8 protein-coding genes are annotated in these 15,970 nt (G+C 71.0%); 7 read left to right on the forward strand and 1 reads right to left on the reverse strand.

The genetic code is table 11. The features are described from left to right. Positions 1–62 precede the first annotated feature (62 nt). Together pdsR and OSC30_RS03475 are read left to right on the forward strand one after the other, a co-directional pair. On the forward strand, positions 63–752 hold the full coding sequence (pdsR, locus tag OSC30_RS03470) for a proteobacterial dedicated sortase system response regulator (RefSeq protein WP_267170430.1): 690 nt from the start codon (positions 63–65) through the stop codon (positions 750–752). Between the two features lie 118 nt (positions 753–870). Next, positions 871–2,895 carry an ATP-binding protein gene (locus tag OSC30_RS03475; RefSeq protein WP_267170431.1) on the forward strand — a complete coding sequence of 675 codons (2,025 nt, stop codon included), beginning with the start codon at positions 871–873 and terminating at the stop codon, positions 2,893–2,895. Between the two features lie 23 nt (positions 2,896–2,918). On the opposite strand, the gene OSC30_RS03480 is transcribed toward OSC30_RS03475, so the two are convergent. Then, positions 2,919–3,848 carry a pilin gene (locus OSC30_RS03480; protein ID WP_267170432.1) on the reverse strand — a complete coding sequence of 310 codons (930 nt, stop codon included), beginning with the start codon at positions 3,846–3,848 and terminating at the stop codon, positions 2,919–2,921. A 463-nt stretch (positions 3,849–4,311) separates the two neighbouring features. Here OSC30_RS03480 and trpE point away from each other — a divergent pair, with 463 nt between their 5' ends. The 5 genes from trpE (at position 4,312) to recD (ending at position 15,899) form a co-directional block, all read left to right on the forward strand. Continuing rightward, positions 4,312–5,787 carry an anthranilate synthase component I gene (trpE, locus tag OSC30_RS03485; RefSeq protein WP_267170433.1) on the forward strand — a complete coding sequence of 492 codons (1,476 nt, stop codon included), beginning with the start codon at positions 4,312–4,314 and terminating at the stop codon, positions 5,785–5,787. A gap of 49 nt (positions 5,788–5,836) precedes the next feature. Next, a complete protein-coding gene (locus OSC30_RS03490) occupies positions 5,837–6,967 on the forward strand; it encodes an acyltransferase family protein (protein WP_267170434.1) in 1,131 nt (376 codons plus the stop codon). Positions 6,968–7,075: 108 nt separating this feature from the next. Next, positions 7,076–10,537: an exodeoxyribonuclease V subunit gamma gene (gene recC, locus OSC30_RS03495; protein WP_267170435.1), complete on the forward strand. Its 3,462-nt coding sequence runs from the start codon at positions 7,076–7,078 to the stop codon at positions 10,535–10,537. After that, positions 10,534–14,070 (forward strand): UvrD-helicase domain-containing protein, encoded by a 3,537-nt coding sequence (locus tag OSC30_RS03500; RefSeq protein ID WP_267170436.1) that lies wholly within the window; start codon positions 10,534–10,536, stop codon positions 14,068–14,070. Before recC ends, OSC30_RS03500 begins: the two co-directional genes overlap by 4 nt. After that, a complete protein-coding gene (recD, locus tag OSC30_RS03505; protein WP_267170437.1) occupies positions 14,067–15,899 on the forward strand; it encodes an exodeoxyribonuclease V subunit alpha in 1,833 nt (610 codons plus the stop codon). The genes OSC30_RS03500 and recD overlap by 4 nt, the downstream gene beginning before the upstream one ends. Positions 15,900–15,970 lie beyond the last annotated feature (71 nt).

The raw sequence follows: 15,970 nt of genomic DNA on the forward strand, positions 1-15,970 counted from the left end.
TCCTTGGCGCCTTGCGCCGCGGCGGTGCGCATAGCACGCTGCCGCCACCACAGGAGGACACCATGGGCCGCAGCATCGCCATCGTCGAGGACGAACCGCTCATCCGCGCCAACTACGTCGAGGCGCTCACCCGCTTCGGCTACGACACCCGCGGCTACGGCTCGCGGCAGGACGCCTCTACCGCCTTCGGCATGAAACTGCCGGAGCTGGTGATCATCGACATCGGCCTGGGGGATGAGCCCGAGGGTGGCTTCGACCTGTGCCGCGAGCTGCGCGCCAAGTCCGCCACGCTGCCGATCATCTTCCTGACCGCGCGCGATTCGGATTTCGACGTGATCTCCGGCCTGCGCCTGGGCGCGGACGACTATCTGTCCAAGGACACCAGCCTGCACCAGCTGGCCGCGCGCATCGCGGCGCTGTTCCGGCGCATCGAATCGCTGAAGGTGCCCGCGTCCAGCGAGACGGTGATCGCACACGGCCCGCTCAAGCTCGAATCCGAGCGCATGCGGATCACCTGGAACGACGCCGAAATCCCGCTTACCGTCACCGAGTTCTGGATGGTGCACACGCTGGTGCGCTTCCCCGGCCACGTGAAGAACCGCGACCAGCTGATGCGCGAGGCCGAGCTGGTGGTGGACGATGCGACCATCACGTCGCACATCAAGCGCATCCGCAAGAAGTTCGTCGCCGTCGCGCCGGACTTCGATGCGATCGAGACGGTGCACGGCGTGGGCTACCGATGGAAGCCGTGAAATCGGGGATGCGGGAGTCGGAATTCGGGATTTGCGTGATCGCGTGTGCCCGTCGCTCGCGGGCTGGTGGTCTGCTCTTGCCAATCCCTAACCCCGGCTCCCGTATCCCGGCAGCTCCTTGAACCTGCGCCGCAAACTCGTGCTGGTGGCCCTCTGCACGCTGGCCCTGCCGGTGGCCGGCTGGCTGTACGTGCGGCAGATGGAAACGCTGTTGCGCGAAGGGCAGGCGCAGGCGCTGGTGGCTTCGGCGCGGGCGGTGGCGCGCAGTCTTGTGGCGATCGGCACGGCGCTGCCGCGGGATGGTAGCGGCTGGTACGTGGAGCGAACCGCCACGCCGATTACGGTCGACGGCTACGGCGACGACTGGGCGCCGCTGACGCCCTGGAGCCAGCCGCTGGGGCCACGCGGCAGCGTGTTGCTGGCCGAGGACGGCGACGGGCTCTACCTCTACGTGCAGCAGCGCGGCATCACGCGCAAACGCTCCGATGCGGACGATCGCGGCGCGCTTCATGCCGACCACATGGTGCTCGAGCTCGAGCGCGGCGGCACCCGCCTGCGCTTCCTGCTGGCCAGCGCCGCACCCGGCACCTTCACCGCACGGCTGCTCGATCCGCCCGTGGCCCGCTGGCCCGACCGGCTGGTCGGCCAGTGGCAGGAGGATGGCGGCGGCTGGCGCGTCGAACTGCGACTGCCGCGCGACCTGGCGCTGGACCGGCTCGGCCTGGGCTTGTACGACGCAGCCGCCGGCGGCGATCCACTGGCGGTCGATGTACGCCCGCTGTGGCATTACTCGCCCGCGCTCGCTGGCGAACTGGCGCGCATCGCGCCGGAGAACGTGCGCGCACGCGTGCTGGCGCCGACCGGCTGGCTGCTTGCGCAGAGCGGCCGGCTGCGCGCCGATGGTCCGCAGCCGGGCTGGTTCGCCGCGCTGGTGTACCGCGCGCTGCTGGCCAGCCGGGTCGAGGACGCCGCGCTGTGGACCCACGATGCGCCGCGGCTGGACCTGCCGGAAGTTGTCCAGGCGCGTAGCGGCGAGCCGGCCACCGTCTGGCGCGACGGCGAAACCCGTGCCAGCGTGGTGCTCGCCGCGGCGGTGCCGATCGGCCCGCCGGGGCAGCCGCGCGGCGTGCTGTTGCTCGAGCAGGCCAGCACCACCGTGCCGCTGCTGGCCAACCGCGCGCTACTGAGCTTGCTGCTGACCAGCTTCGGCGTGCTGCTGGTGGCCGGCGGTATCCTCTTGTGGTTCGCCACGCGCCTGAGCCTGCGGCTGGGGCGCTTGCGCGATGCCGCCGAGCGCGCGCAGATGGCGGACGGCCGCATCGATGGCCTGTTCACCCAGGGTCGCTTCCCGCTGACCGCCGCGCCGGACGAAATCGGCGATTTGGCGCGCAGTTTCGAGCGCCTTTTCGAGGCCATCGGCGGCTACACCGACTACCTGCGCACGCTGGCGTCCAAGTTGTCGCACGAACTCAACACGCCGCTGGCCATCGTCAAGAGCTCGCTGGACAACCTCGAGCATGCGTTGCAGGCCGACGGCCCATTGCCGCCCGAGGCACAGCCCTACCTCGCCCGCGCCCGCGATGGCGTGGCGCGGCTGGGCACGCTGGTACGCGCCATGAGCGAGGCCAGCCGCATGGAGCGCGCGATCGCCGCGGCCGAAGCCGAAGACGTGGACCTGCGCGAGGTGGTGCGCGGCTGCGCCGAGGCCTACCGTCCGCTGATCGGCGCCCGCGAACTGGCCTGCAACCTGCCGGCTGCGCCGCTGCCGATGCACTGCGCGCCCGAGCTGATCGCCCAGGCGCTGGACAAGCTGCTCGACAACGCGCTTTCGTTCACCCCGCCCGACGGCTGGCTGCGCCTGGCGCTTGCCGCTTGCGGGGACGGCGCCGAAATCACCCTGGCCAACCAGGGCCCGCCGTTGCCCGCTGCGATGCAGGCGCGCCTGTTCGATTCGCTGGTCAGCCTGCGCGACAAGGCCACCCCGGGCGACGCACCGCACCTGGGCCTGGGCCTGTACGTGGTGCGCCTGGTCGCCGAACGCCACGGCGGCAGCGCCGCTGCCGGCAACCTGGCCGACGGCAGCGGCGTGGCCTTCAGCCTGCGCCTGCGCAACATGCCGCGCCAGCGGCTGGGGGTCGGCTGAGGGCGGTTATCGGCGCCGGCGTTCTAGCGGCATTCCGGCGGCAGGTAGCGCGGGTCGATGTCCGGGCTTTCGCAGCGCCACACGATCGCGCCATCGCGTCCTTCGGCGACCAGCGCCAGCCGTTTGCCGTGCAGCGCCGCGGGCGCCTTGCCCTCGAAGACGGTGACCAGCGCGGTGCCTTCCTTGACCGCCAGCACCTCGAAACCGGCCAGGTTCTCGCTGGCATAGGCCGCGGCTTCCTTCAGGCCGGCCTGGGCGTTGTTCTGCGGCCAGGCGCGGTTGCGGCCGATCGAATCGAGCACCTGCTGCTTGACCGGCTCGGCCTGTGCCAGCGCGCTGAGCACCTGCGAGCGCACCACGTACAACTGATAGGAGGGCAGCGCGACGGCGCCCACGATCGCGGCGAACGGCACCACCATGAAGATCCAGAGCACGCCCTTGGGTGGCTTCGGCCGGGTCTGTCCGGTCTGCTGCCAGCGGGCCAGCCAGGACAGCTGCCCCTGCAGGTAAAGCGTGTTGAAGCAGAACAGCGTGATGCCGCCGATCTGGACGGGCAGCCGGTAGGCGGCCATTTCCCGGCGGATCGACGCGGCCATGGCGAAGTAGGCGAGCAGGAAGATCACCACGTAGGCCAGTTGCAGCAACCAGCCGAGGCGCTCCATCACGGTGGCCGGGGCCATCTCGTCGGCGGGTGCGCCGGCCGAGGCCAGCGCATAGCCGATGACGGAGCAGGCCAGCGCCGCGCCCAGCATCGGCGTGGCGCTGCTGTCCGGATCGATCTTGCGCACCCAGCTGGCCTGGACGAATGGCCAGACGAGGGCAAAGATTCCCAGGCTGAGCACGCTGAACAGGAACACCCAGCCCCAATGCAGCGAGGGTGGCGCGGGCAACGTGGCACGGTTGGCCGTTTCCCCGGGCCACTGCTCGGCGTCCCGGTCCACGAGCCCGGGCATGTCACTGCGTTCCATTGGTTTTCCCCCCTCCCTGGGCCGCAAGATTAGGCGGACGGCTTTGTGGCCCGCAAGTCCACGAGTGGTGCATCGGTCGGTGGAACTGGGCGCTCCGCGCGTCCGGATCCCGGAGGCATTGGCCCGGATAGGTGGCGTTCGCCGCGAAGGCCCTTCGACTTCGCTGCGCTACGCTCAGGGCGAACGGCTTTTTCGAGTTCCACCACACCGTTCGTGCTGAGCGTAGGCGCACGGCGCCGAAGTCGAAGCACACGCCTCAGCCTCTCCCAGGCGAGTCCCTCTCCCTCCGGGAGAGGGTGCCGACAGGCGGGTGAGGGTTCGGGCGGAGCGCACCTGGCTGGACGGACGGCGATCCGACAGCTGCCGTCCGGATAGCGGCGGCACGCAAAGACACCTGCTTGACCGTCCTGCTATCGTCTGCGATCCGTTTAGCCGTCCGGATCGCTGCGTGATCTCCCGAGACCAATTCGACGCGTTGGCCGCACAAGGCCATACGCGCATCCCGCTGGTGCGCGAGGTGTTTTCCGACCTCGACACGCCGCTGTCGGTGTACCTCAAGCTCGCCGACGGGCCGTACACCTTCCTGTTCGAATCGGTCGAGGGCGGCGCCACTTGGGGGCGCTATTCCATCATCGGCCTGCCCGCGAAGCGCGTGTACCGCCTGCGCGGGCACGAGCTGGAAGTGGAGGACGCCGGCGAGGTGACCGAGCGCCGCCACCTGGACGACCCACTGGGCGAGATCGAGAAGCTGCGCGCGCAGTACGACGTCCCGCGGTTGCCGGAACTGCCCGCCTTCACCGGCGGCCTGGTCGGTTATTTCGGCTTCGAGACGATCGGATACATCGAGCCGCGGCTGGCGCAATGGGACCGCCCGGACGAGCTGGGCACGCCCGACGTGCTGTTGATGCTGGCCGAGGAAGTGGCCGTCTTCGACAACCTGAAAGGCCGGCTGTACCTGATCGTGCACGCCGACCCGGCGCAGCCGCAGGCCTATGCGCAGGCGCAGCGGCGGCTCGACGCGCTGGTCTACCGGCTGCGCCAGGGCGGCGCGTCCTATCCCCAGCTCAACCAGTCGGTCGCGCTGGACGAGAGCGACTTCAAATCCTCCTTCACCCGTCCCGAATTCGAGGCGATGGTGGAGAAGGCCAAGGAATACATCCGCGCCGGCGACATCTTCCAGGTGGTGCCCTCGCAACGGTTGAGCGTGGGCTTCAACGCGCGGCCGGTGGACGTGTACCGCGCGCTGCGCGCGCTCAACCCCTCGCCGTACATGTATTTCGTCGACTTGGGCAACACGCAGATCGTGGGTTCCTCGCCGGAAATCCTGGCGCGGCTGAAGGACGGCAAGGTGGTGGTGCGCCCGTTGGCCGGCACCCGCAAGCGCGGCGCCACCGAGGAAGAGGACCAGGCACTGGAGGCCGAACTGCTGGCCGATCCGAAGGAACGCGCCGAGCACGTGATGCTGATCGACCTGGGCCGCAACGACATCGGCCGCATCAGCGAAACCGGTACGGTCCAGGTGAGCGAATCGTTCGTGATCGAACGCTACTCGCACGTCATGCACATCGTCTCGCAGGTGCAGGGCAACGCGCGCGACGGGCTGTCCTACATGGACGTGCTCAAGGCCACCTTCCCGGCCGGCACGCTCTCCGGCGCGCCGAAGATCCGCGCCCTGGAAATCATCCAGGAACTGGAACCCGCCAAGCGCAACATCTACGCCGGCGCGATCGGCTGGATCGGCTGGTGGGGCGATGCGGACACCGCCATCGCCATCCGCACCGCGGTGATCCAGGACGGCCGCCTGCACGTGCAGGCCGGCGCCGGCATCGTCTACGACTCAGACCCGGCGGCCGAGTGGGAGGAAACGATGAGCAAGGGCCGTGCGCTGTTCCGCGCGGTGGCGCAGGCGGCCAAGGGGCTTTGAGCAACCGATGGATGCGAGCCAGGATGCGCCATCTCGGCAGAGAGAATCCATGAATTCTTTCCAGGGTCATCCAGGCGTGCATCGCGCAGCGCCGGCAACGACGCGGAAACCCCGGTTCTTCGTCGGGATCCAGGTCCTGCGGGGCATTGCCGCGATGCTCGTGGTGGCCTACCACTTGGTCGACGCCGAGCTGGTCCACGGGCGAGGGGTCCAGCTGATGGACGGGCTCGCGCGTTTCGGGTTCGCCGGCGTCGATATCTTCTTCGTCATCTCCGGTTTCGTGATGACCACGATCGCCACCGGCCGGTACGCCTCGCCCGCGGCCGCGGGGCAGTTCCTGCTGCGGCGCGCGATCCGGATACTGCCGCTGTACTGGATCTACACGTCAGTGATCGTGGCGATCCTGCTGCTCGCACCGCATGCGCTCGATGCGATGTATCGCGACAAGAGCGTCCTGGCCTCTTATCTGCTGTGGCCGCAGGAGGGGCGCCCGCTGCTGCAGGTCGGCTGGACGCTCATCTATGAGGGGTTCTTCTACCTGATGATGGCCGGAGCGATAGCTTTCGTGCCGCAGCGCGCGGTCGGCGGCTACCTGCTGGCCTGGGCCGGCGGCCTCCTGTGGTTGCAGTTCAATCCGGTAACGACACCCTGGGTGGGGGTGGTGGCAAGTCCGATGGGATGGGAGTTCATCGCCGGCGCGCTGGTCGGTTGCTACGCCCGCCGCCTGCCAGGCCGGGCCGGCGGGCCGCTGCTGGCGTGCGGGACCGCCGCATTCGTTGCCGCGGCCCTGGTGCTCAACGGGATGGATCTGACCGAGCAACGTCCGCTGTTGCGGACGCTGACCTTCGGCGCCTGCAGCGTCTTGATCGTATTGGGGCTGGCGCTGCGGGAACCGGCCTCGGCTCGCGACGGCAGGGGTCTGTTCGAGCGCATAGGCGATGCGTCCTATTCGATTTACCTGTCACACCTGTTCGTCCTGTCGGCCGCCGCGCGGGCCTGGAGCGCGTCGGGCATGAACACCACCGTGGGCGAGCATGTCATTTTCCTGTTGGCGACAATGGTGACGAGCATCCTCGTCGGATGGGTGTCCTACCGGTTCATCGAGCGCCCGCTGCTGACGCTTTCCAGCGCCTACCTGACCCGCCGACAGCGGGCGGCTGCGTCCCTGGCGGCTCCGTAGCGCTGCTTTCCCTGTCGTGTCCGCGTCGGCCAGCGTTGGGTTGAGGAACTGCGCCTCCGGCGGCCGCCCATCGCAAGCCTTGCGACGAAGCACCGGTATCATCAGCCGATGTCACAAGCGACGCTCAACGACCTTTCCAGCGGACTGACCGTGATCCGTGCCAGCCGGCTGGAGGCGCTGCTGGAGCCGTTGGTGTCGCTGCTCGACGCGGCGCCGCCGGCCAACGTGCTGGCGCCGCAGACGGTGATCGCCGCTCATCCGGGCATGCGCCACTGGCTGGCCGGGGCGCTCGCGCGCAAGCGCGGACCGGGCGGGATCGTCGCCAACCTGCGCATCACCCTGCCGAGCAGCTGGCTCGACGAGCTGGCGCTCAGCGTGCTGGGCAGTGCCGCGGTGGCGCTGGCGCCGTACCGTCGCGACCGCCTGCGCTGGCGCATCCACGAGCTGCTGCCGGCGATCGACGATGCGCAGGTGCGCGCCTACCTCGCCGGCGGCGATGCCGCGCGCCGCCGCTACCAGCTGGCCGACCGGCTGGCGCGGCTGTACACGCAGTACCTGACCTACCGTCCGGACTGGCTGCAGGCGTGGGAGCGCGGGCGCGACGACCTGCCCGAACCGACCTTCATGGCGCCGCTGTGGCGTGAACTGCATGCCGCGATCGGCACGCCGCACCGCGGCGAACGGGTCGAGGCGCTGGTGCGCGAGCTGGCGCGGCATCCGGAAAAACAGACCACCATCGAACCGCTGCACATTTTTGGCGTGAGCCATCTCGCACCGGCCGAACTGGCGCTGCTGCGCGCCGTGGCGCACGTGCGTCCGGTCGTGCTCTACGTGCCCGATCCGTGCCGCGAATACTGGGCGGGCCTGCGCGGCGAGCGCGCGCAGTTGCGCGAACTGGCCCGGCACATCGATTTCACCGACGCCTCCGAGCAGGTATTCCAGCAGCTGGGCCATCCGCTGCTGGCTAGCTGGGGCCGCATGGGCCAGCACTTCATGCTGAACCTGCAGGAAGTCGAGGACACCATCCGCATGGACGTGCGCCACTGGCAGGACGAGCAGCCCGGCGAATCCGGCGGCCTGCTGCAGCGGCTGCAGGAAAGCCTGCGTCAGCTCGATCCCGAACGCGTCACGCCGTTTGCCCGCGGCACCCGGGCAGCGATGGCCGACCGCTCGCTGCGCGTGCACCTGTGCCACACGCGCCTGCGCGAGCTCGAAGTGCTGCGCGACGTGTTGCTGCACGAGCTCGCCGAGCGGCCCGGACTGAAGCCCTCCGACATCGTCGTGATGGCCCCGGACATCCAGGCCTACGTGCCGCTTCTGCCGGTGGTGTTCGGCGAGAGCGGCCGCGCGCACGGCCCGCTGCCCTACCACCTGGCCGATGTGGCGGTGGCGCGCACGCATCCGCTGCTGGAGGCGTTCAGCCGGTTGCTCGACGTACCCGATGCGCGCCTGGGCGCGCCCGAACTGCTCGATCTGCTCGAGGTCCCCGAGATCGCCCGCGCGCTGGCGCTCTCCGAGGATGATCGCGAAACGCTCACCCGCTGGTTGCGCCAGAGCCGCGTGGCCTGGGCGCTGGATGGCGAGCACCGCGCGCGCTTCGGCGTGCCGGCGATCGAGGAAACCACCTTCGCCTGGGGCATGGACCGCCTGCTCGCCGGCTACGCGATGGGCGATGACGCGGCGGGACAGGGCGAGGCCTGGCGCCTGCCCGACGGCGAGTTGTGGCCGGTCGAAGGCGTGCACGGACCGCAGGCGCAGGTACTCGGCGCACTCGACCGGCTGCTGCTGGAACTGGCCGCCCTGCAGCGCGATGCGGCGCAGCCGTGCACCGCCTCGGCCTGGTCCACGCGATTGGAACAACTGCTCGATACGCTGTTCCGCATCGACACGCGCGATAGCCAGGCGGCGGAAGCCCTGTCGCTGCTGCGTCGCTTCATCCAGGCCACCGCCGCGGAGACGGCCGACTGCGGGCTCGATCCGCTGCTCGACTTCGCGGTGGTACGCGACGTGCTGCGCGAGCGCCTGGGCGCGGCGCCGGAGCGCCAGCGCTTCCTGCTCGGCGGCGTCACCTTCTGCGGCATGGTCCCGCAGCGCGCGATCCCGTTCCAGGTGGTCGCCGTGCTGGGCTTGAACGATGGCGAGTTCCCGCGCAACGCCAGCGACGCCGGGCTGGATTTGATGGCCCGCCACCGCCGTCTGGGCGACCGCGACGTGCGCAGCGACGACCGCTACCTGTTCCTGGAAACAGTGATGGCCGCGCGCGAGGTGTTGCACCTGTCCTACCTCGCCGAGGGCGTGCGCGACGGCAAGCCGCGCAACCCCGCCGCGCCACTGGCCGAGCTGATGCAGTTCCTCGACGAGCAGGCCGATCTGCGCACGGTCGAGGCAGACATCGACGAGCAGCCGCTGCCACCCGGCACGGCGCGCGAATTCCGCCGGACGTGGCGCGTGCGCCATCCGCTGCAGCCGTTCGATGCACGCTACTTCGACGGCAGCGATCCGCGGCTGTGCTGCTACGACGCGGGCTTCGCCGCGATGCGCGCAGGCGGCGAGGGACCGCGGCCGTTCCTAGACGGCGCGCTCGCGCAGGCCGCTGCGCCCGATCCGGCACCGGTCCCGCTGCGTGAAGTGAACGCCTGGTTCCGCGACCCCTCGCGGCAGGTCCTGGCCGGCCAGCTGCACGTGCGGCTGGATGCGCTGGAGGACGATCGCCTGCAGGGCCGCGAGGCGCTGAGTGACCACATTCCTGCCTTGGAGCGGGTGTCACAACAGCTCTTCCTCCAAGCGCTAGGCAACGACTTCGAGCTGACAGAGCAAGCGCCCGCATGGTTGCGCCTGAGTGGGTTGTTACCCCCGGGGCGCTTGGGAATCGACGCATGGACTAAGGAACGCGCCAAGGTGCAGACCCTGCTTGCGCGCGCCGCCGACCACCCCTTGTTCGCTGGCGCGCTGCCGACGCGCACGCCGGTGACGTTGAGCGAGCCGGTGGCAGGCCTGTCCGTCGAAGGGACGCTCGAGCGCGTGTGGACCACGGGCGATGCGCGCTGGCAGTTCGAGGTCTATCCGGGCAAGGCCGAGGACAAGCTCGGCTTCCGCGAGCGGGTGCCGTTCTTCATCGAATGGGCGCTGCTGCGCCTGGCCACCGACCCGTCGGTGCCGGTGCGCGCCTGCCTGCTCACCGACGGCGCCGAGCACGCCTGGGAAGCCATGTTCAACGGCTGGGACGAGGCCTGTCGCGCAGTCGACGCGAGCACGGCGCAGGCCATGCGCGCGGACCTGGCCGCGCGCGTCGGCACCTTGCTCGAGCTGTGGCGTCAGGCACAGTGCTACCCGTCGCGATACTTCCCGAAGACCAGCTGGGCTGCGCTGGACGAGCGGCTCGACAAGGCCCAGTCGACCTGGGCCGGCAGCCACGGCCATCCAGGCGAGCGCGACTACGCGCCGGGCTATGCGTGGCTGCTTGCCGGCGACGCCGACTTCTCGCCGGGCCAGCCCGCGTTCGCCGATCTGCAGGCCTTCGCCCAACGGCTGCAGGCCCTGATCAACCTCAACGTCGCGGTGACCGCATGAACGCCGCCGTCGCCCGCGACTGGACCGCGCTGGATCTGGCGAATCCCGGCCGCACGCTGATCGAGGCCAGCGCCGGCACCGGCAAGACCTGGACGATCTCGGTGCTGTACCTGCGCCTGCTGCTGGAGCAGGGCCTTTCGCCCACGCAGATCGTGGTCACCACCTTCACCGACGCCGCCGCGCAGGAACTGCGCGAGCGCCTGCGCGGCCGGCTCGTCTGGGCCGAAGACCAGGCGCTCGCGTGGCCGGTCGAGGCGCCCGCCGATGCGCCGACCGACCTGGCCTGGCTGCACGTCCGCTGGCACGCCGACCCGGCGCAGGCCGGGCGTGACCGCCTGCGCCTGCGGCTGGCCCTGGCGGATCTTGATCGCGCGCCGGTCACCACGCTGCATGGCCTGTGCAAGCGCATCCTCGACGACTACCCGTTCGAGAGCGGCGCCAGCCTGCAGGCCGGCGAACTGGTCTCGGCCGAGACCTTGCTGGACGAATGGGCCGAGGACCTGTGGCGTCAGCTGCAGCAGGCGGCAGTGCCGCCGCCGCCCACGGCGCCGGCCGCGCTGGGCGAGCTGCGCCGGTTGCTCCGGGCCTACCTGCAGCCGGGCGTAGCGCTGTGGGCGCCGGACGCGGACGAGCTGGCGCGGCTGCTGCCGGCCGAACGCGCGGACGCGCTCGAAGCCCTGGCCGATCGCGCCGACATGTTCCAGCCGCGCAAGTCGGCGCTGCGCAATGCGCTGCGCGCCTTTGCGGGCTGGCTGCGCGACCGTGGCGGGGAGCTCAAGGATTCCACCCTCAAGAACCTCGCCGCGACACCGTGGGACGACCAGCTGCAACCGCAGGTGTGGAACAACGCCGGCCACGCGGAACTGCTGCGCTTCGTCGGCAGTGCCTGCCGCGCACTCGGCTACGCCCTGCACGCCGACCACGTCCTCGCCTGGCAGGACTGGCTGGCCCAGGTCGACGCCTGGCGCAGCGAACGCCTGGCCGCCCGCGGCCAGCTCACCTTCGACGAGCTCATTGCGCGCGTCGGCGACGCACTGGCACGGCCGGAGGGGCGGCTTGCCGCGCGCCTGTTCGCCGAATGGCCGGTCGCGCTGGTGGACGAATTCCAGGACACCGACGCGCAGCAGTACGCCATCCTCGATGCCATCTACCGCGGGCGCGATGGCGCCGCGCGCGGCCGGCTGGTGATGATTGGCGACCCCAAACAGGCGATCTACCGCTTCCGAGGCGGCGACATCCGCGCCTACCTGGCCGCCGCCGACACCGCCAGCGAAGTGCTGCGGCTGGACGTGAACCAGCGTTCCGCCAGCGGCCTGGTCGAGGCGACCAACCAGTTCTACGCGCTGGTCGGCGAGCCGCTGGGACGCGCGCCCGATACGGCGATCCGCTACCAGGAAGTACGCGCCGCCGGCCGTCGCGACCACGCGCCGCTGACCATCGACGGCGCGCCACTGGCGCAGCCGCTGCAACTGCATTTCAACGCCGACCTGCCCGACAGTGCGCCGGCGCGCCGCCGCGCCGCGCTGGAAGCCTGCGCCGCGCAGATTGCCGCGATGCTGGGCGAGGGCCGCCACCGCCTCGGCGAGGCGCCGCTGGCACCCGGCGACATCGCCGTGTTGCTGCCGGGCAACGCCGACATCACCACGCTGCGCACGCTGCTGCAGCGCTACCGCGTGCCCTGCGTCGGCGCCGGCCGCAGCAGCGTGTTCGAGCTGCCGCTGGCGCGCGAGCTGCACGTGCTGCTGCATGCGGTCGAACACGCCAGCGACGAGGGCGCGGTGCGCGCGGCGCTGGCCACGCGGCTGTATGGCCTGGACTACGCCACGCTCAAGGCGCTGCGCGACGAGCCTGACGCCTGGCTCGTGTACGAGCAGCAGTTCGCCGCCTGGCGCACACGCTGGCAGCGCGAAGGCGTGCTCGCCGTGGTGCGCGCGTTGATCGAACGCGCCGCGCCGCGGCTGCTCGCCGGCGACGACGGCGAGCGCGCGCTCACCGACCTGCGCCACCTGGGCGAGCTGCTGCAGGCGCAGGCCGAGGCCATGCCGGGCCCGGCGCAGTTGCTGGACTGGCTGGCCCGCCAGCGCGACGGCGAGGACGCCGGCGGCGACGCCGCCGAGGAGCGCCAGCTGCGCATCGAATCCGACGCGCGCCGGGTCCGCCTGATGACCCTGCACGCGAGCAAGGGGCTGGAGTTCCCGGTGGTGTTCCTGCCGCTGATGTGGAACCACTGCCGCAACGACCGGGACACCGACGTGGTCATCCACGAGCCACTGTGCGAGCGGCGCGTGGTCGGCTTCGGCAAGGCGGCCAAGGCGCAGTACGACGCCGAGGGCCAGGACGAGCGCTTCCGCGTGCTGTACGTGGCGCTGACCCGCGCGATCCATGCCTGCCACGTCTATGCATTGCCGCCGGACCGGCTGGCCAAGGCCAACGCCAGGGAGCCGCAGAAGGATCCGGAGCGTTCGCCGCTGGATGCCTCGATCGCCCGCCTGCTGCAACGGCAGCAGGCGGGCGAGGACCTCGCCACCCTCGCGCCGCGGCTGGCGTGGTCGACCGCCGGCTGGCCGTGGCGAGCTACGCCGCTGCCGCCGGCGCAGGACGATGCGCCCGCGCGCCAGGCCCGCCCGCTGCCCGCGGCGCGGCCGATGGCGCAGGTCTACAGCTTCTCCAACCTCACCCGCGGCGCGCACGCCGGGGCGCTGGAAGACCAGGCCGCCAGCGACGAGGCGGCGCTTCCATCCGCTGCCGACGTGCTGGAAGACGTTGCACCGCGCGCGGCGCCGCACCCCGAACTGCTCGCGCTGGCCGGCGTGCGCGGCGCGGATATCGGCAACGCGCTGCACGCGATGTTCGAGCTGCGCGCGATCGGCCAACCGATGGAGGCGCAAAGCGGCCTGATCGACCGCTGCCTGCGCGAGTTCGGCGTACGGCTGGACGAGGGCACGCGCGAGGCGTTCATCGCACGCCTGGCGCGGCGGCTGCAGGCCAACCTCGACACACCCCTGCTGCCCGGCCTGCGCCTGGGCGCGCTGCCGGCGAAGCGGCAGCTGGCGGAGATGGAATTCCACTACGCGCTCGACGATGCCTCCATGGCCGCCCTGCGCGAGGCCTGCACGGCGCTGGGCGAGCCGGCGCTGGTGCCCTTCGCCAGCAGCGGCCACCTGCGCGGACGCATGACCGGCAAGATCGACCTGATCCTCGAACACGACGGCCGCTACCTGGTGCTCGACTACAAGAGCAACTACCTGGGCGAGCACGTCGAGGACTACCTGCCGGCGGCGCTGGGGCCGGCGATGGATGCGCACCACTACCGCTTCCAGGCGCTGCTCTACACCGTGGCGCTCGACCGCATGCTTCGCCAACGCCTGCCCGACTACACGCGCGAGCGCCACCTGGGCGAGTCGATCTACCTGTTCGTGCGCGCGGTGGGTCTTGAACCTGACGCGGGCGTGTGGCGCCACCGCTTCGACGATGCGCTGATCGAGGCGGTCGACAACGCGCTGGCCGGGCGCGAGCTGGAGTTGGTCGCATGAGTGCCTACCGCTTCCAGCGCGCTCCCGCGGAACTGGCCGACACGCCCTGGCGACCGCTCGATCGCGCGCTGCTGCGCTGGACGCTGGCGCACGGCGGCTCGCCGCTGGTGGCGCGGCTGGCAGCGTGGACCAGCTTTGCCGACGGCGAGGGCGACACCGCGCTGCCGCTGGCGGGCGCGCTGGCGGGGCGCCATGGCGCCCCGGTGCTTGCGTCGGACGAACGGGCCGCTGTGCGCAACGACCCGCTGGTCAGCGACGGCAGCTCACCCGCACCGTTCGCGGTCGACGCGCACGACCGCTTCTATTTGTGGCGCAACCACGCCGACGAGGTCGCGGTGGCGCAACAGTTGCGCGCGCGCCGCGAGGCGGGCCACGGCGTGGCGGTCGACGACGCCACGCTGGACGAGCTGTTCGGCGGCGTGCGCAGCGACGCGGTCGCGCGCCAGCGCCAGGCGGTGGCGCAGGTCGGCGGGCGGCGACTGTTCGTGCTCACCGGCGGCCCGGGCACCGGCAAGACCACCACCGTGCTGCGCATGCTGCTGATGCTGCAGCATCTCGATCCCGACCGGGTGCCGGCCATCCAGGTCGGCGCGCCCACCGGCAAGGCCGCGCAGCGGCTGGTGCAATCGCTGCGGCAGGGCAAGCAGTCGCTGCAGGCCTCACTGCCCGACGCGTGGCGTCCGCGGCTGGAGCGCATACCCGACAGCGAGGCGCTCACCCTGCATCGCATGCTCGCCTACGATCCGCGCCGCAACCGCTTCGGCCGCCATGCCGCCCACCCGCTGGCCGCCGACATCGTGGTGGTCGACGAAGCCTCGATGATCGACCTGGCGCTGCTGCGCGCGCTGCTCGAAGCGGTGCGCCCCGACGCGACCCTGGTGCTGGTGGGCGATGCCGACCAGCTCACCTCGGTGGCGGCCGGCTCGGTGCTGATGGACGTGGTAGCGGTGATGGAAGCCGAACGCGCGCCCGAGATCGTGCGACTGGAACACAGCTTCCGCGCCGGACAGCAACTGGTGCCGGTCAACCGCGCCGTGCGTGCCGGCGAGCCGGTCGCCCTTCGCGAGGCCGTGGCGCACGCGGGCGAGCATGCGCCGTGGACCACGGTCGATGATGCCACGCAGCTACGCCGCGAATTGATCCATTGGACCGAAGCACTGGCGCATCTGCCGATCCGCCCCGTCCTGCCCGCCCACCAAGCGGAGCTGGAGGAAACCGGTGCCGAGCGCAGCACGCTCGCGCTGCAGGCGCTGCACGCCCTGGCGCGGCGCCAGCTGCTGTGCGCGCTGCGCGAGGACGGCTTCGGCGCGCTGGCGCTCAACAGCTGGATCGAGCAGCGCCTCAAGCAGGCCTGGGGCGTGCCGGAGGATCGCGTGTGGTACCCGGGTCGCGCCGTACTGATCACGCGCAACGACTACGCCACGCGCCTGTACAACGGCGACGTCGGCCTGTGCCTGGCCGATGCCGATGGCGCGTTGCGGGTGTGGTTCGAAACCACCACCGCCGACGGCCAACCGGGCGCGCGCAGCTTCGCCCCCGGCACGCTGCCGGCGCACGAGGGCGCCTTTGCGATCACCATCCACAAGAGCCAGGGCTCGGAGTACGACGAGGTCGCCGTGCTGCTGCCGCCGGATCCCGAGAGTCGCATCCTGTCGCGGCAGTTGCTCTACACCGGGCTCTCGCGGGCGAAGAAGACCGCGTTGCTGTGGGCGTCCGAAGCCGCGCTGGACGCGGCGCTGGCGCGGCCGGTGCGGCGTGCCGGCGGGTTGGCGGATCGGCTGGCAAGTACGGCCACCATCGAGGAACCGCAGCAGCTTTCGCTGCTGTAGGAGCGCTCTCGGGCGCGACCGCCCTGCTTGCGCCCAGGGGGCAGCTGGCGCACGTGGGCACACCTTTAGGA

This window comes from Frateuria hangzhouensis (assembly GCF_026410505.1).
Taxonomy (GTDB): domain Bacteria; phylum Pseudomonadota; class Gammaproteobacteria; order Xanthomonadales; family Rhodanobacteraceae; genus Frateuria_A; species Frateuria_A hangzhouensis.